We start from the raw sequence: 14293 nt of genomic DNA, 5'->3' as shown, positions 1-14293 counted from the left end.
TCGATCATATGTGTCGTGCGCACAGCGCAGTCTTCCATTTCTTCGACACGATAAGCTTTCATCGGCCCTGACAATCTCACTGATCAACGGCATTTTACTGCGCCGATTGATCCAACTTGATTGAGTCGCAACAAGTGCGGGGCTGGTCAAACAGATGATGTCGACAGTGTTTTTCAGGGTGATGGTTAACTGAGCGCTTACTATTGGTTAACCATGCTGAAGGACGGGGTCGTAGAAGCCTCGCGCATGGCGACAGGCATCTTCCGCTTCGCCTACGGGCAAGCGATCTCGGCCAGCACCCAATCGCGAAAGGCGCGGATCTTCGGCACGTTGCGGCGCGCTTCGGGATAGACCAGCCAGTAGGCGTGACCGTCATCGCCGACGAGGTCAAAGGGCTGGATGAGGCGGCCATCGGCAAGTTCGGTCTTGAACAGCGCCCTGGTCAGGATGGCCACGCCCTGGCCGGCGATGGCCGCATTGGCCTCGTAGGCTTGCGCACCCATGCTCGAGCCGGGGCGCGTGGCAAGATCGTGGGATTGTACACCGGCAGCCGCGAACCAGTCCCTCCACCAGATATCGCCGGGATCGAGAATGGGCAGGCGCAACAGATCGGCCGGCTCGTTGACGCCGCCGATGCTGGCAGCCAGTTTAGGGCTGAGCATCGGCGTGAAGTCGGCATCAAGAAGCTTGTGCACCTCCATGCCCGGCCAGTTGCCGCCGCCCGAGCGGATGGCGATGTCGATGTCCTCGCGGGCGAAATCGACGATGCGGTTCGACGTGTCGAGGCGAACGGCCAGCGCCGGATGCGCGAGCTGGAACGAGCCAAGATGCTGCGCCAGCCAGTTCGAGGCAAAGGTCAGCAGCGTCGAGACGCAGAGCAGGCCGTCTGCCCCGGTGCGCGCGGCGGAGTAGGCTCCGCTCAGCAGCGCGAACGCCTCGCTGACCGCCGGCGCCAGGCGTTGGCCGGCCTCGGTCAGCACGATCTGCTTTGGCCGGCGCAGGAACAGCGGCCCGCCGACGCGCTCTTCCAGAAGCTTGATCTGATAGCTCGCCGCCGCCTGCGTCATGCCGAGCTCATCTGCGGCCTTGGTGAAGGAAAGATGCCGCGCCACCGCTTCGAACACCCTGACAGCCTGCAGCGGCGGGAGCTGGGAAATCTGTCGTGCCTCAAGATTCGGCATAAGCCCTCCTTATGGGCCGTGATCGACGTTTGATTGGAAGCGAGGGCCGATCCCGCCGATATCTGGGGTCGACGATCAATCTCGTCCAGACATAGCGGAGGCTGACGATCATGACCACGGTACAGGGAAAACTGATCTTAACTCCAGGCCACAGCTGGTTTTCACGGCTGGCGCTTGGATTTGCCCGGAAAATGGCCCGCAGACAGGCCCATCTAGACATCAGGGAACTGCCGCCGCATCTGCAGCGCGACATGGGTTTTCTGGACGGCAACGATCCTTGCGGGCGGCGCCAATAGCCTTGTTCAACTTATCGAGAAATCACCCGGCGGCGAGCAGCGCGGCGGCGGTCCGCTCATCGGTGATCAGGCCGTTGACCAGCCGCCGGTTCACCGCCGCAAGGATGCCAGGCAGCTTGCGCTCACCCATGGCGAGCGCGATGACCAGCGACTTTTCGCGCGACGGCAGCGACGCCGACGACACACGGTCGTTGGTGATGCCGTCGATCATGCGGCCGTCGCGGTCGAACACCCAGCCGACGATTTCGGCGACGCCGCCTGCCTTTTGCAGCGCCTTCAATTCAGCTTCCGAAATGAAGCCGTCCTCGTAGAGCGGTGCCTTGGGGCCGAGGTCGCCGATACCGACAAAGGTGACGTCGGCCTCTGCCGCCAGCGCCAGCGTCGGCTGGATCATCGGCTGGTTGAGCAGCATTTCGCGCTCTTCCGGAGAGGAGGCGATGACCGGCAGCGGCATCGGGAAGGAGCGCGCCTTGACCCTGTCGGCCATGGTGAAGATGACGTTGTAGAAAGCGGCCGAACCGTCGGGCGAGATGTTGCCGGTCAGCGACACCACCTTGTGCTGCGGACATTCCATCGGCGGCAGCTGCTCAATCGCCGCCTTCAGCGTACGGCCGGTGCCGATAGCCATGACGATCGGGGTCGGCGACCTTAGCCGCCGTTCGATCTCGGCGGCCGCCGCCTCGGCGATGCCGATGACGGTGGAGGACGACGCCGGATCGCTCGGCACCACTTCGACCAGATCCAGCGCGAAACGCGATTTCAGCCGTGCCGCGAGGTCGAGGCAGTTGGCGATCGGGTGATCGACGCGGACCTTGATCAGCCCCTCGGACACCGCCAGCGAGACGAGCCGCTGCGCCGTCTGCCTGGAAATGCCGAGCGTGGACGCAATCTGGTCCTGCGTGTTGCCGGCAACATAGTAAAGCCAGCCGGCACGCGCCGCGTCGTCCAGCCTGTTGCTGCCGCCATCCTGCCGGGAATTCACCGTCCTGCCTCCCATGCCCGCCAAGCATCAAGGCGGAACGCTATAGTCTTGCAGGGAATGCGCTCGCGCGCAATTGTCTATCACAAGGGCAATTGCTTGCGGTCTTGGAACGTCGGCGATGCGACAACCGCCCAATCGGCATCGCCGATGACAGGCTCAAAGGTTTATCTCCTGCCACAAACGCTTTAAGGGGATCGAAAAAGGGATTCTAGCATGACGCCGAAAGCGGTTTTCTGGGACATGGACGGCACGCTGGTCGACAGCGAGCCGCTGCACGAGGCGGCGCTGGTGGCGGCGTTGCACAGCGTCGGCATCGCGCCACCGGCCAATTTGCATGAGCGGGTGCTGGGTGTTGCCGCATGGCCGGTCTACGAGATGCTGCGCGACGACTTTGGCCTCGACCTGCCGTTCGACGACTGGATCGTGCGCAAATACGACCACTATCTGCCGATGGCCGAAACGCTGAAGCCGCGCCCCGGCGCGATCGAGGTGTTCAACGAATTGCGGGCGCTAGGCGTGGCGCAAGCGGTGGTGTCGAACTCCGACCGGCTGATCGTCGATGCCAATCTGCGCGCGGTCGGCCTCATCTATCCCGGCATGAAGACCATCAGCCGCAACGACGTGCATGAAGGCAAGCCGCATCCCGAGCCTTTCCTGCGCGCCGCCTGGCTGGCCGGCGTCGACCCTGCCGAATCGGTGGCCGTTGATGACAGCCGCACCGGCGCCATGGCCGGGCTGGCGGCGGGAATGAAGACGATCTTCTGGCCGGAGGCGCCGATGGCGGGGCCGCCCGGGGCTATCGTCGTCAACAGCGCCGCCGAATTGCGTAGGGAATTCGGGCTTTAGAAAGATCAGTTCCGGTAGACCGGCTCCTGCTCATCGAGGATCGCCTTCAGCTCGGAGAGATGCCGTTCGGCCTGATCGGGATAATCTTCCTGCTCAAGCGCTGCCTTCTCGGCGATCGCGTCGGAGAGCACGCGCAGCGGACGGCCGGTCCACAGCGCCTTGATGTAGGTTTCGGCGGCGCGTTCGAAATAGAACATGCGGTTGAAGGTGTCGGCGACGCTGTCGCCGATGACCAACACGCCATGATTGCCCATGACCATCACCTTGACCTTCGGATCGACGAGCAGCTGCGAGCAGCGCTCGCCCTCTTCCTCGAAGGCCAGCCCGCCATAGTGGCCGTCGACGACGTGACGGTTGAAGAAGATCGCCGAGTTCTGGTCGATCGGCGGTAGCGTCGAATCGGCGAGCGAGGCGAGCACGGTGGCGTGAACCGAATGCACATGCATGACGCAGCGCGCATGACGCACATTGCGATGGATGGCGCCATGCAGGCCCCAGGCCGTCGGATCGGGCGCATTGGGGCCGGAGAGCGTGTCGGGATCGTTGGCGTCGATCAAAAGCAGATCGCTCGCCTTGATGCGCGAGAAATGCACCTGATTGGGGTTCATCAGGAATTTGGTGCCGTCATCGTTGACGGCCAGCGAGAAATGATTGGCCACCGCCTCGTGCATGTTGAGCCGCGCCGTCCAGCGGAAGGCGGCAGCGAGATCGACGCGCTCCTCGTAGAAGGGCAGGTTGGTCAGCGGTTCCTTCTGCAGCCGGGCGATGCTCATCGAAAAAACTCCGTGAAAGAACCTAGGATGCCGCGCGGCGGACAGGCGCGCAACCGGTTTCGGTTGGTGCAGGCTGGCAATGCTTCCGCGCCGCTAAGAGGTATCAGGCGGCCGATCGGGCGGCCCTTAGCCCACCCTGCTCGACGATGAAGTCGATCACTTCCTGCAGCCCCTTGCCGCGTGACAGGTCGGTGAAGCCAAAAGGCCTTTTGCCGCGCATGCGGGTGGCGTCGCTCTCCATGACATCGAGATTGACGTTCACATAGGGCGCCAGATCGCTCTTGTTGATAACGAGGAAGTCGGAGCGGGTGATGGCAGGCCCGCCCTTCCTGGGGATTTCCTCGCCCTGGCAGACCGAGATGACATAGAGCGTCAGGTCGGCTAGATCAGGGGAGAAGGTGGCGGCAAGGTTGTCACCGCCGGATTCGATGAAGACGATGTCGAGATCCGGAAATTTCCGGTTCATCTCGGCGATCGCCTGCAGGTTGATCGAAGCGTCCTCGCGGATGGCGGTGTGCGGGCAGCCGCCGGTCTCGACACCCATGATGCGGTCCTCGGGCAGCGCCTGCAGCCTGGCCAGCATCATGGCGTCTTCCTTGGTGTAGATGTCGTTGGTGACAACGGCGATGGAAAACTCATCGCGCAGCGCCTTGCAGAGCTTCTCGGTCAGTGTCGTCTTGCCGGAACCGACAGGGCCGCCAATGCCGACGCGCAGAGGGCCGTTGACTTGTGTCATGTGGGGAACTCCGTGATGGCAAGAATGGCAAAGCCGAACCCGATCAACAGGCACAGCGGCGAATAATAGCGCAGGTCGAGCCGCGCGAAAGGCTGTTCAGGCGCCAGCCGGCGCCACCAGGACGTGAAGCCGGCAATGCCGCGCCCAAGGAAAACCAGGGCGATGAGCAGCGACGTGGCGGCGAGCCCGGCCTTGGGAAAGGGCGAGGCAAACACGCCTTCCAGCGCCAGCGGCCACAAACTGGCGAGGCCCAGACAGGCGGAGACGGCGAACGAGGCGAAAGGCGTCGGCATCTCGTCGACGCCGCGAAAGCCGATCACTGCACGGGCGCAGGAGGCAGCGTCCGTGCCCGGCCAGATGCCGCCAATGCCCCAATAGACATGCAGCGCGGTGATCAGCAGCAGGACGAAGGACAGGGTAAAGGCGAGGACGATCATGAGCGGAACAGCCTGGAGTATTGGGTTTCGTGCTTCATCGCCATGATGTCCGACATGAAGGCGCAGCCGCCGAGATCGTCAAGCGTCGAGCGCGCCGCGCGATCGGCCGTCGCCAATGCCAGCGGCTCGAAGCCGGCGAGCAGCGCGGTGGCGCCGGTCTGGCCGACGACACCGAGCCTGATCGCAGCTTGGACGAGGTTGGAGAAGAAGCTCTGCAGGAACGCCGACAGCGCGTCCTGCAAGGCAATGGCGTTGTCGCCGGCAACGGCGCCGACGGCGACGCAATAGGCGCATTCCTCGGGCAGGCGCTGCAGCACCTGACACGGCCAGGCAGACGCTGCCTTCAGAAAGGCCGTGCCTTGCAGCATGGTCTCCGCGTGGCGCTCGCGCGATCCGGCCAGCGCCTCGGCGAGCCCGGCAATCCCGTCGAGGTCGCCGCCCTCGCGGGCGCGCCGCCAGCTTTCGGCAAACAGCACCGCGTCGTTCCAACCCGAGCCCATCTCGACCAGCGTCTCCAGCCAAGCGGTGAGGCTGTTGGCGTCGGCGACCAGCCCATCATGCACGGCGCGCTCGAGGCCGTGACTGTAGGAAAAGCCGCCGACCGGAAAGGAAGGCGACAGCCACGCCATCAGGCGCAACAGCGCGATGTTGGAAGGCTGGTCAATCATGGTCGTGGTGATGGCCGGCGTGCGAATGGCTGTGAGAATGGGAATGCGAATCGCCGTGCGCGTGGGAATGCGCCTCGGCGTGGCTGTGCGCGTGCGCCTCGGCGTGCGAATCGCCGTGATCATGGCCATGCCCACCTTGGGCAGAATAAGCGCCGCGCACCGGCTTGAACGGTTCGGAGACGCCCTCGACCGTGGCGCCCAGCCCCTCCAGCATCGCCTTGATGACATGGTCGCGCAGGATGAGGATGCGCCCCGCTTCGATGCTGGCGGCGAGATGGCGGTTGCCAATATGCCAGGCGAGCTCGGACAGATGCACGGCGTCACGGGCGCGGATGTCGTAGAGTGGCTCCTCTGCCGCGACGATCTCGACATGACGGCCGTCCTCCAGCACCAGCCGGTCGCCGTCGTTCAGGGCCACCGCCTCAGGCAGGTCGACCAGCACCTTGCTGCCGTCGGCAAGCTCAATGGCGCGGCGGCGCAGATGCCGCTCGTCATGGGCAAGCACGGCGCGACCGTATGGTGTGGTGCTTCCAGCATTGCCGGCCGATAGCACCGAGACGGCGCGCGGGAATTTGGTGAAGTCGGTGTTTATGTTGAGTTTCATCTCATGGCTCCACCATTGGCCTGCGCGCGGACCCGGGCGGGACGCGCCAGCAGGCGGTCGAAATAGGCGCTGACGCGGTCGGATTCGATCGGGAATCTTCCAGCGCGGGCCCAGCTGCCCATATCGCCAAGCAGCACGTCGACGGCGGAAAAGCGGTCACCCAGCGCGAAGGGCTTGTCGCCAAGCCGGCGGTCGAGCGCCTTGACCTCCGTGGCGAAATCATGCGCAGCGGCGGGGCCGACATCGACCCGTATTTCCTTCGGCAGCAGGAAGCGGTGGCGCACTTTGTTCCACAGCGGCGCTTCGAACTCCGATTGGGCAAAATGCATCCAGGAATCCATCTCGGCGCGGCCGGCGACACCGGGATTGGCACCCATGCCTTTCTCCGCATGCTTGTCGGCGAGATAGACGCAGATCGCCGCCGAATCCGTCACCTTCAACTCGCCGTCGATCAGGATCGGCACCTTGCCGGACGGGTTGAGTGCATAGGCTTCCGGCGAGCGAAGTTTGACCTCGACGAATTCATAGGGCTGCCCGAGTTCCTCGAGCATCCAGAGAACACGGCTGACCCGGGATCCGCGCGATCCAACGGCCTGGTACATGGTTGAAACCTCTTCCTTTCCCTGGGAGCCTAGTCCATCCGCTGCGGTCATACGATCGTGTCGAAGAGCCGCAGGATGAACGATACCTGATAGATCAGCGTGCCGGCGATGAAGACGATGTGAAAGCGGCGATCGCGCACCAGGATGGCGACGATGCAAAGCGCGAAAAAGACCGGCGTGCGGATCAGGTACTCGTTGCCGAAATGGGCGAAATGCTCCGGCCCCTTGAGCAGCGTGTCGACCACGTCGAGCAGATAGGTTGCGCCCAACAGGCCAAAAAACCAGGCGCGGCGCGAATAGAAGAAATCCTCGTAGCTGGTGTAGTCCAGCATCGAATCCGGAAACAGCAGCGCGCACAGCAAAAACAGCGTGATGGCGTAAAAAATGAGGAACAAATATTTGCCGAAGGTCCAGTTTTCGATAGCGTAGAGGCCGAACTCCCACCACCAGAAATGCACCAGCATCAACAGCACCGAGGCGACCCAGGCGAGATGCACGGGATAGAGCTTGTACTGGCCGGGATGCTGGACGATGCGGGCCAGCCCCGACAAAAGGCGCGTGACGCCGAGGCCGATTACCATGCCCATGACGATGCGGATGTGCGGGAAGATGTCGTGGGCGGAAGCTATTTCGGTGGCCATGCCTGATCACAATGCGGCTCTTGGTAGGCCGCATATTGCGGCCGCCAGCCACCAGCCGCAACGGATTTTGTATCGCTCGTAGCGATCGCCAGCCTCGCGTCAGAACAGAAAATACCGCTGCGCCATCGGCAGCACCGTCGCCGGCTCGCAGGTCAAGAGTTCGCCGTCTGCCCGCACTTCGTAGGTTTCGGGGTCAACCTCGACATGCGGCGTGGCATCGTTGAGCACCATCGAATGCTTGCCGATGCCGCCACGGGTGTTTTCGACGGCGACGAACTGCTTGTCGACACCAAGCCTGCCATGCAGGCCTGATTCGAGCGCCGCCTTCGAAACAAAAGTCACCGACGAATTGGTGCGCGCCTTGCCATAGGCGCCGAACATCGGCCGGTAGTGCATCGGCTGCGGCGTCGGGATCGAGGCGTTGGGGTCGCCCATGGGTGCTGCGGCAATCATGCCGCCGAGCAGCACCATGTCCGGCTTGACGCCGAAGAAGGCCGGGTTCCATAGCACCAGATCGGCGCGTTTTCCCACCGCGATCGAGCCGATGTCCTTCGACAGGCCGTGCGCAATGGCCGGGTTGATGGTGTATTTGGCGATGTAGCGGCGGACGCGGAAATTGTCGTTGTTGCCGGTCTCCTGCGGCAGCGAGCCGCGTTGGCGCTTCATCTTGTCGGCGGTCTGCCAAGTGCGGATCGCGACCTCGCCGACGCGGCCCATGGCTTGCGAGTCCGAGGAGATGATAGAGAAAGCACCGATGTCGTGCAAAATGTCTTCGGCGGCGATGGTTTCCTTGCGGATGCGGCTTTCGGCAAAGGCGATGTCCTCGGGGATCGACGGCGACAGATGATGGCAGACCATCAGCATGTCGAGATGCTCGGCCAGCGTGTTGACGGTGTAGGGCCTTGTCGGGTTGGTCGAGGACGGGATGACGTTGGGCAGGCCGCAGACCTTGATGATGTCTGGCGCGTGGCCGCCGCCGGCGCCTTCGGTGTGGAAGGCGTGGATGGTGCGGCCCTTGATGGCGGCGACGGTGTTTTCGACAAAGCCGGACTCGTTCAGCGTGTCGGTGTGGATCATCACCTGCACGTCGTAATCGTCGGCGACTGACAGGCAGCAGTCGATGGCCGCCGGCGTCGTGCCCCAGTCCTCGTGCAGCTTCAGCGAACAGGCGCCGCCGAGCATCATTTCCTCAAGTGCTGCTGGCAAGGACGCGTTGCCCTTGCCCGACAGGCCGATGTTCATCGGGAAGGCGTCAAAAGACTGGATCATGCGGGCCATGTGCCACGGCCCCGGCGTGCAGGTCGTCGCCAGCGTGCCATGCGCCGGGCCGGTGCCGCCGCCGAGCATGGTGGTGATGCCTGACATCAGCGCTTCCTCGATCTGCTGCGGGCAGATGAAATGGATGTGCGCGTCGAAGCCGCCTGATGTGAGGATCTTGCCCTCACCGGCGATGATTTCCGTACCGGGGCCGATGATGATGGTGACGCCGTTTTGCGTATCCGGGTTGCCGGCCTTGCCTATTGCCGCGATGCGGCCGTCCTTAAGGCCGATATCGGCCTTGAAGATGCCGGCGCTGGCATCGACGACCAGCGCATTGGTGATGACGGTGTCGACGGCGCCGCCGGCGCGCGACACCTGACTCTGGCCCATGCCATCGCGGATGACCTTGCCGCCGCCGAATTTGACCTCCTCGCCATGGATGGTGAGGTCCTTCTCGACCTCTATGAACAATTCGGTGTCGGCAAGCCGCACTCTGTCACCGACGGTCGGGCCATACATCTGCGCATAGGCGGCGCGGGTAATTCTAGCCATCAGCACTTGCTCCTGAAATACGGTCTGGCCGCAGCCGAACTCCACATGGTCGCCATCCTATGGTCATGCAATGACCCGCTGGGCGACACCTTCTGATCCCATTTGCCGGTTGAGGTGGGCGAGCCACCCAAAAACGACCGTTTGCCAAACGATGGAAAGGAAAATCCATGCGCAAGACGATACTTATTACAGCCACCGCCACCCTGATGCTGGCGAGCGCCGCCAGCGCCCAGCAACAGCCCGCGCAGCAACAACCGCCGGCTTCGGCCGCCCCCACGGCGCCCGGCACTCCGCCGGCAGCGCCGGCGATTCAGAGCATCAGCGTCGTCGATATCAAGGAACTGCCTGAGGCTACACAGGCGAAGGTCAACGAAGTGATCGCCAAGCGCGGCGACGGCGACCTGCAGAAGCTGCGCGGCTCGATCGACGCCACGCCACAGGTCAAGTCGGCGCTCGAAGCCAAGGGGCTTACGTCGGCGCAGGTGATTGCCGCCAGCATGAACCCCAATGGCGCGTTGACCTTGATCACCAAGAAAGCGAGCTGACGATACGTTGCGGCGGACTGGCATCCGGTCCGTCCGCCGCATCAAAGGGCCGACAACACTCGACGCCGTCGAACTCACAGCTTGCCCATGATCTTCTGCTGAAACCCGTAGACTTCGCGCTTGCCGCCAAGCGGCACCAGCGTGACGTCGCGCTCCTGGCCCGGCTCGAAGCGCATGGCGGTGCCGGCGGCGATGTCGAGGCGCATGCCGCGCGCCTTGTCGCGATCGAACTTCAGACCCTCATTGGTCTCGAAGAAATGGTAGTGGCTGCCGACCTGGATCGGCCGGTCGCCGCTGTTGGCAACTTTCAGCGACACCGTCGGCAGGCCCTTGTTCAGTTCGATATCGCCGCCTGCGGTGATGATTTCGCCCGGGATCATCAGAACCTCACAACACGCCGAAGACGAGGCCGACGCCGACCACCGCGCAAGCGGCACCGGCAGCGCGAGCAAGGCCACGGAATCTGACGCCGAGGCCGCGGCCGACAGCGATGCCGACGGCATGGAGAGTCACAGTGGCGACGGCAAAGCCGGCCATATAGTCGAGCCCGCCAGCGTTCTCAGGCACTTCGGTGCCATGGGCGTGGCCGTGGAACAGCGCGAACAGGCCGAGGATGGCGACACCGGCCGAGACCGGAAGATCGATCGCGAGCGCCACCAGCAGGCCAAGCGCCACAACGGAAGCCAGTATGCCGGGCTCGACGAAGGGCAGCGGCACTTGCAGCATGCCAAGCGCGCCACCGACCAGCATGACGCCGACAAAGGCCGCCGGCCATGCCCATGTGGCTTTGCCGCCCTTGAGCGCTGCCCACAGGCCGACCGCGATCATCACCGTCATATGGTCGAGACCGGAAAGCGGGTGGCTGAAGCCAGCCGCGAAAGACGAGGTCGTGCCGACGCCGACATGGGCATAAGCGGGCATTGCCGCAGCCAGCAGCAGGATCGCCGAGAGAGCGGTGCGTTTCATCGGAGCTGATATCATCGACGTGCCTTCCGTTGTCAGAATCGTCTGCAGTTCAAGCGGCCTTGCGGGGACCGCAGCCTTCGGCCTTGAGAACGCGTTTGGTCGACGCCGGATATTTCTTCAGCATGGCGGCCGGCCGGATCGGGCGCATGGAAAAATTGCCGCCGCAATTCGGGCAGGTGCCGCCCAGCACATTCTCAGCGCAATCAACGCAAAAGGTGCATTCGAAGGTGCAGATCAGCGTGTCCGTCGCCTCGGGCGGCAGGTCCTTGTCACAGCATTCGCAGTTGGGACGCAGTTCCAGCATGTTCGCCTCCTCACCTGATGGGTTCGTGCACGGTGACCAGCTTGGTGCCGTCGGGAAATGTCGCCTCGACCTGCACGTCGTGGATCATCTCGGCGATGCCTTCCATCACCTGCGCGCGGGTGACGACATGGGCGCCGGCCTCCATCAGTTCGGCCACCGGGCGGCCGTCGCGAGCACCCTCGACGACGAAATCGGTGATCAGCGCGATCGCTTCCGGGTGGTTGAGCTTGACGCCGCGCTCCAGCCGCTTGCGGGCCACGATCGCCGCCATGGCGATCAGCAGCTTGTCCTTTTCCCTCGGCGTCAGGTTCATGCGTCGTTCCCTGGCAGAATCACAGTGACCATAATTTGGGCAGACCCGCCCGCCCATTGAGCAACTCGACGAGCGGAACCAGCCGCTTGCGGAGCTGGTAGCCGTCCTCGGCAAACAGCCTCGCAAGAAGCTTGCCAGATTTCTGAACGCTCCAGGCGCTGGCGTCGCCCTGGCCGCCGATGATGTCACGCGCCGGATCGAGCAAGGCTTCCGCCCGCGGCGAGACCATCAGCAGCGTCGCCACCGCGATGGCGCCGCCGGCCACCGCCGGACGGTTCAAGGCGGTCGCAATGCCGGGGCCGACGCGGAAATCCTCGGCATGGACGAGCGCGCCATTCTGATGGACGCGCCAGCGGTCGTGGAATTGGCCTTGGGTTGTACTCTCGCCCATGGCGAGGCGACCGAAGACCGTGGCCTCAAGCAGCAGCGCCTCGGCGCCGTCGGCGAGTTCGACGTTAAGCGTGCGGACAAAGGCCGATCGGTCAAAGACAATGGTTTCCTGCGGCAGCCAGGCGATGCGGCCGTTTTCGCCAACCGTCAGCCTGACCCGCACTTCGGCGCGGTCGGACGCAGCGCGATAGACCTTCTCGCAGGCCTGCGTCGTGATCGAGGCGGAAGCGCTGGCACCGACATCGATCTCCCAGCCGAGGCGGTCGCCGCCGGTCAACCCGCCGGCGGTGTTGATCAACACGGCTTCGAGCGGATCGACTGCCACGGCCGGCATGCGGATCTTGGCGGAGCCGTCCTGATAGAGGCGCTGAAGACGCGTGCGGCCGCCACTTTTGCTGCAAACAAGCTGCGCCAGGCCGGCTGCGCGCTGGGCCGGCGGTGCTGAAATCGAGGTGTGTTCCATCGTATCCACGGCCCAACGTTAAGCACTGCGGCGGCTTTGTCGATATATAGCTTGTTGCTTGACAACGTTTCCGTTTCTATAGAGGGAGCCACCCTGGAACGGTCATGCAGCGCCTTGCTGGGTAAAAGGCGACGAGGATTCGAATCCGGGGACAGAGGGGCGCTGATCAGTCGGCGTCGGGAAACGACAGAGTTGGGGAAGAAACCGAATGGCTGACCAGCTGGCAACGGACATCATCGCCAAGATCAAGGCTCACGCGGAGCCGGGCGGCGAAGAAATCACCACCAGTACCGAATTGACCGCGCTTGGCATCCATTCGCTGGAATTGACCGAGATCATCTTCGATCTCGAGGAAGACTATGGCATCGAGATCGAGATGAACACGGTCGATGCCTGGAGCAATCTTAGGAATGTCGGCGACATGGTCGAGGCGGTTCGCGCGCTGATCGCGAAAAAAGCCTGAGCTGAATGCGCAGGCGGGTCGTCATCACCGGCATCGGCGGCATATGCGGGCTCGGCACCAACGCGCCCGCGATCTGGGGCGAAATGCGCGCCGGCCGCTCGGCCATCGGCCCGATCGCCAATTCCGAATTGCATGACCTGAAGGTCAGGGTCGGCTGCGAGATCAAGACGCTCCCCGATCACGGCATCAGCCACAAGCAGACCGTGTCGATGGACCGCTTCAGCCTGCTGGCGACGATCGCCGCGCGCGAGGCGATGCAGCATGCCGGACTGGCTTCGGACGAGGCCACCACATACCGCATGGGCGCCGTGATCGGCGTCGGCGTCTGCGGCTGGGAAGCGATCGAAGAGAGCTATCGCGCCATCCTGCTCGAGGGCAAGAACCGCGCCGGCATCTTCACCGTGCCAAAAGTGATGCCGAGCGCGGCGTCGGGCCATGTCAGCATGGCGCTAGGCCTGCGCGGACCGGTGTTCGGCGTCACCTCCGCCTGCTCTTCGTCAAACCATGCCTTTGCCTCGGCGGTCGACCAGATCAGGCTCGGCCGCGCCGACGTCATGGTCGCCGGCGGCACCGATGCACCGCTGGTCTGGGGCATCCTGAAAGGTTGGGAAGCGCTGAGAGTACTGGCGCCCGACACCTGCCGGCCGTTCTCGGCCGATCGTCAAGGCCTGTCGCTCGGCGAAGGTGCGGCCATGGCAGTGCTGGAAACCTACGAACACGCGATGGCGCGCGGCGCCAACATCCTGGCCGAAATTGCCGGCGCCGGCCTGTCGGCCGATGCGTCCGACATCGTCGCCCCGACCATCGATGGGCCGACGGCGGCGATGCGCGCCTGCCTGGCCGATGCCGAACTCAATCCCGAAGACATCGACTATCTCAATGCGCATGGCACCGGCACCAAGGCCAACGACCAGATCGAGACGGCGGCGATCAAGCGCGTGTTCGGCGATCAGGCCTACAAGCTTTCCATCTCCTCGACCAAGTCGATGCACGCCCATTGCCTTGGCGCATCCGGCGCGCTGGAGATGATCGCGTGCGTGATGGCGATCCGCGAAGGCCTCGTGCCACCGACGGCCAATTTTCGGCAAGCCGATCCCGATTGCGATCTCGACATCACGCCGAACGTCGCGCGCGAGCGCAAGGTGCGCGCCGCGATCAGCAACGGGTTTGCCTTTGGCGGCACCAATGCGGTCGTGGCGTTCAGGGCGATCTGACCGACGCGTAGACTGTGTGTGCAGCGCGAAAGTTTCCTCCCCGTATTGATCGCCGTG

20 protein-coding genes are annotated in these 14293 nt (G+C 63.8%); 5 read left to right on the top strand and 15 right to left on the bottom strand.

What is annotated here, in order from left to right; genetic code table 11:
• Positions 1-272: 272 nt before the first annotated feature.
• Positions 273-1181 carry a transcriptional regulator GcvA gene (gcvA, locus tag AC1DXN_RS15305; protein ID WP_477240735.1) on the bottom strand — a complete coding sequence of 303 codons (909 nt, stop codon included), beginning with the start codon at positions 1179-1181 and terminating at the stop codon, positions 273-275.
• A 110-nt stretch (positions 1182-1291) separates the two neighbouring features.
• On the opposite strand from gcvA, the gene AC1DXN_RS15300 reads away from it, so the two are divergent.
• Complete coding sequence (locus tag AC1DXN_RS15300; RefSeq protein ID WP_477240733.1) at positions 1292-1477, top strand: hypothetical protein; 186 nt, start codon at positions 1292-1294, stop codon at positions 1475-1477.
• 22 nt (positions 1478-1499) lie between these two features.
• On the opposite strand, the gene AC1DXN_RS15295 is transcribed toward AC1DXN_RS15300, so the two are convergent.
• Entirely contained in the window at positions 1500-2459 is a 960-nt protein-coding gene (locus AC1DXN_RS15295) for a sugar-binding transcriptional regulator (RefSeq protein WP_477240731.1), read from the bottom strand.
• Between the two features lie 213 nt (positions 2460-2672).
• Here AC1DXN_RS15295 and AC1DXN_RS15290 point away from each other — a divergent pair, with 213 nt between their 5' ends.
• On the top strand, positions 2673-3305 hold the full coding sequence (locus tag AC1DXN_RS15290) for an HAD family hydrolase (protein ID WP_477274362.1): 633 nt from the start codon (positions 2673-2675) through the stop codon (positions 3303-3305).
• A 5-nt stretch (positions 3306-3310) separates the two neighbouring features.
• On the opposite strand, the gene AC1DXN_RS15285 is transcribed toward AC1DXN_RS15290, so the two are convergent.
• From AC1DXN_RS15285 to ureC, 8 genes are all read right to left on the bottom strand, one after another.
• Entirely contained in the window at positions 3311-4078 is a 768-nt protein-coding gene (locus tag AC1DXN_RS15285) for a class II aldolase and adducin N-terminal domain-containing protein (RefSeq protein ID WP_477274361.1), read from the bottom strand.
• A 103-nt stretch (positions 4079-4181) separates the two neighbouring features.
• On the bottom strand, positions 4182-4814 hold the full coding sequence (ureG, locus tag AC1DXN_RS15280; protein ID WP_477274359.1) for an urease accessory protein UreG: 633 nt from the start codon (positions 4812-4814) through the stop codon (positions 4182-4184).
• On the bottom strand, positions 4811-5251 hold the full coding sequence (locus AC1DXN_RS15275; protein ID WP_477274357.1) for a DUF3995 domain-containing protein: 441 nt from the start codon (positions 5249-5251) through the stop codon (positions 4811-4813). Before AC1DXN_RS15275 ends, ureG begins: the two co-directional genes overlap by 4 nt.
• Entirely contained in the window at positions 5248-5919 is a 672-nt protein-coding gene (locus tag AC1DXN_RS15270; protein ID WP_477274355.1) for an urease accessory protein UreF, read from the bottom strand. The genes AC1DXN_RS15275 and AC1DXN_RS15270 overlap by 4 nt, the downstream gene beginning before the upstream one ends.
• The gene (locus AC1DXN_RS15265; RefSeq protein WP_477274353.1) at positions 5912-6523 is read right to left on the bottom strand and encodes an urease accessory protein UreE; all 612 of its coding nucleotides are present in this window, start codon (positions 6521-6523) and stop codon (positions 5912-5914) included. Before AC1DXN_RS15265 ends, AC1DXN_RS15270 begins: the two co-directional genes overlap by 8 nt.
• The gene (locus tag AC1DXN_RS15260) at positions 6520-7125 is read right to left on the bottom strand and encodes a glutathione S-transferase family protein (protein ID WP_477274351.1); all 606 of its coding nucleotides are present in this window, start codon (positions 7123-7125) and stop codon (positions 6520-6522) included. The genes AC1DXN_RS15265 and AC1DXN_RS15260 overlap by 4 nt, the downstream gene beginning before the upstream one ends.
• Positions 7126-7172: 47 nt before the next feature.
• Positions 7173-7766 carry a hypothetical protein gene (locus AC1DXN_RS15255; protein WP_477240715.1) on the bottom strand — a complete coding sequence of 198 codons (594 nt, stop codon included), beginning with the start codon at positions 7764-7766 and terminating at the stop codon, positions 7173-7175.
• 99 nt (positions 7767-7865) lie between these two features.
• A complete protein-coding gene (ureC, locus tag AC1DXN_RS15250) occupies positions 7866-9578 on the bottom strand; it encodes an urease subunit alpha (protein ID WP_477274349.1) in 1713 nt (570 codons plus the stop codon).
• A gap of 167 nt (positions 9579-9745) precedes the next feature.
• Here ureC and AC1DXN_RS15245 point away from each other — a divergent pair, with 167 nt between their 5' ends.
• Positions 9746-10123 (top strand): hypothetical protein, encoded by a 378-nt coding sequence (locus AC1DXN_RS15245; protein ID WP_477274347.1) that lies wholly within the window; start codon positions 9746-9748, stop codon positions 10121-10123.
• A 74-nt stretch (positions 10124-10197) separates the two neighbouring features.
• On the opposite strand, the gene AC1DXN_RS15240 is transcribed toward AC1DXN_RS15245, so the two are convergent.
• Genes AC1DXN_RS15240 through AC1DXN_RS15220 form a run of 5 tightly spaced genes read right to left on the bottom strand, consistent with a single transcriptional unit; the run spans position 10198 to position 12559 of the window.
• Positions 10198-10503: an urease subunit beta gene (locus AC1DXN_RS15240; RefSeq protein WP_477274345.1), complete on the bottom strand. Its 306-nt coding sequence runs from the start codon at positions 10501-10503 to the stop codon at positions 10198-10200.
• 7 nt (positions 10504-10510) lie between these two features.
• Positions 10511-11104 (bottom strand): HupE/UreJ family protein, encoded by a 594-nt coding sequence (locus AC1DXN_RS15235; protein ID WP_477274343.1) that lies wholly within the window; start codon positions 11102-11104, stop codon positions 10511-10513.
• A gap of 34 nt (positions 11105-11138) precedes the next feature.
• A complete protein-coding gene (locus tag AC1DXN_RS15230; protein WP_477274341.1) occupies positions 11139-11393 on the bottom strand; it encodes a DUF1272 domain-containing protein in 255 nt (84 codons plus the stop codon).
• Positions 11394-11403: 10 nt separating this feature from the next.
• Positions 11404-11706 carry an urease subunit gamma gene (locus AC1DXN_RS15225; RefSeq protein ID WP_023693076.1) on the bottom strand — a complete coding sequence of 101 codons (303 nt, stop codon included), beginning with the start codon at positions 11704-11706 and terminating at the stop codon, positions 11404-11406.
• Positions 11707-11725: 19 nt separating this feature from the next.
• Positions 11726-12559, bottom strand: a complete 834-nt coding sequence (locus AC1DXN_RS15220) for an urease accessory protein UreD (protein ID WP_477274339.1) — start codon at positions 12557-12559, stop codon at positions 11726-11728.
• A gap of 208 nt (positions 12560-12767) precedes the next feature.
• On the opposite strand from AC1DXN_RS15220, the gene AC1DXN_RS15215 reads away from it, so the two are divergent.
• Positions 12768-13022: an acyl carrier protein gene (locus tag AC1DXN_RS15215; protein ID WP_477274337.1), complete on the top strand. Its 255-nt coding sequence runs from the start codon at positions 12768-12770 to the stop codon at positions 13020-13022.
• A gap of 5 nt (positions 13023-13027) precedes the next feature.
• On the top strand, positions 13028-14236 hold the full coding sequence (locus tag AC1DXN_RS15210) for a beta-ketoacyl-[acyl-carrier-protein] synthase family protein (RefSeq protein ID WP_477274335.1): 1209 nt from the start codon (positions 13028-13030) through the stop codon (positions 14234-14236).
• Positions 14237-14293: the final 57 nt, after the last annotated feature.

It is taken from the genome of Mesorhizobium sp. P2_H9, from assembly GCF_056403215.1.
Note: the sequence above shows the minus strand (reverse complement) of the source record. Positions and strands in the feature narration are given on the sequence as shown.

Coding starts and splice junctions, on each gene's coding strand:
- gcvA (WP_477240735.1), bottom strand. CDS start 1,181: ATGCCGAATCTTGAGGCACGACAGATTTCCCAGCTCCCGCCGCTGCAG.
- AC1DXN_RS15300 (WP_477240733.1), top strand. CDS start 1,292: ATGACCACGGTACAGGGAAAACTGATCTTAACTCCAGGCCACAGCTGG.
- AC1DXN_RS15290 (WP_477274362.1), top strand. CDS start 2,673: ATGACGCCGAAAGCGGTTTTCTGGGACATGGACGGCACGCTGGTCGAC.
- AC1DXN_RS15285 (WP_477274361.1), bottom strand. CDS start 4,078: ATGAGCATCGCCCGGCTGCAGAAGGAACCGCTGACCAACCTGCCCTTC.
- ureG (WP_477274359.1), bottom strand. CDS start 4,814: ATGACACAAGTCAACGGCCCTCTGCGCGTCGGCATTGGCGGCCCTGTC.
- AC1DXN_RS15275 (WP_477274357.1), bottom strand. CDS start 5,251: ATGATCGTCCTCGCCTTTACCCTGTCCTTCGTCCTGCTGCTGATCACC.
- AC1DXN_RS15270 (WP_477274355.1), bottom strand. CDS start 5,919: ATGATTGACCAGCCTTCCAACATCGCGCTGTTGCGCCTGATGGCGTGG.
- AC1DXN_RS15265 (WP_477274353.1), bottom strand. CDS start 6,523: ATGAAACTCAACATAAACACCGACTTCACCAAATTCCCGCGCGCCGTC.
- AC1DXN_RS15260 (WP_477274351.1), bottom strand. CDS start 7,125: ATGTACCAGGCCGTTGGATCGCGCGGATCCCGGGTCAGCCGTGTTCTC.
- AC1DXN_RS15255 (WP_477240715.1), bottom strand. CDS start 7,766: ATGGCCACCGAAATAGCTTCCGCCCACGACATCTTCCCGCACATCCGC.
- ureC (WP_477274349.1), bottom strand. CDS start 9,578: ATGGCTAGAATTACCCGCGCCGCCTATGCGCAGATGTATGGCCCGACC.
- AC1DXN_RS15245 (WP_477274347.1), top strand. CDS start 9,746: ATGCGCAAGACGATACTTATTACAGCCACCGCCACCCTGATGCTGGCG.
- AC1DXN_RS15240 (WP_477274345.1), bottom strand. CDS start 10,503: ATGATCCCGGGCGAAATCATCACCGCAGGCGGCGATATCGAACTGAAC.
- AC1DXN_RS15235 (WP_477274343.1), bottom strand. CDS start 11,104: ATGATATCAGCTCCGATGAAACGCACCGCTCTCTCGGCGATCCTGCTG.
- AC1DXN_RS15230 (WP_477274341.1), bottom strand. CDS start 11,393: ATGCTGGAACTGCGTCCCAACTGCGAATGCTGTGACAAGGACCTGCCG.
- AC1DXN_RS15225 (WP_023693076.1), bottom strand. CDS start 11,706: ATGAACCTGACGCCGAGGGAAAAGGACAAGCTGCTGATCGCCATGGCG.
- AC1DXN_RS15220 (WP_477274339.1), bottom strand. CDS start 12,559: ATGGAACACACCTCGATTTCAGCACCGCCGGCCCAGCGCGCAGCCGGC.
- AC1DXN_RS15215 (WP_477274337.1), top strand. CDS start 12,768: ATGGCTGACCAGCTGGCAACGGACATCATCGCCAAGATCAAGGCTCAC.
- AC1DXN_RS15210 (WP_477274335.1), top strand. CDS start 13,028: ATGCGCAGGCGGGTCGTCATCACCGGCATCGGCGGCATATGCGGGCTC.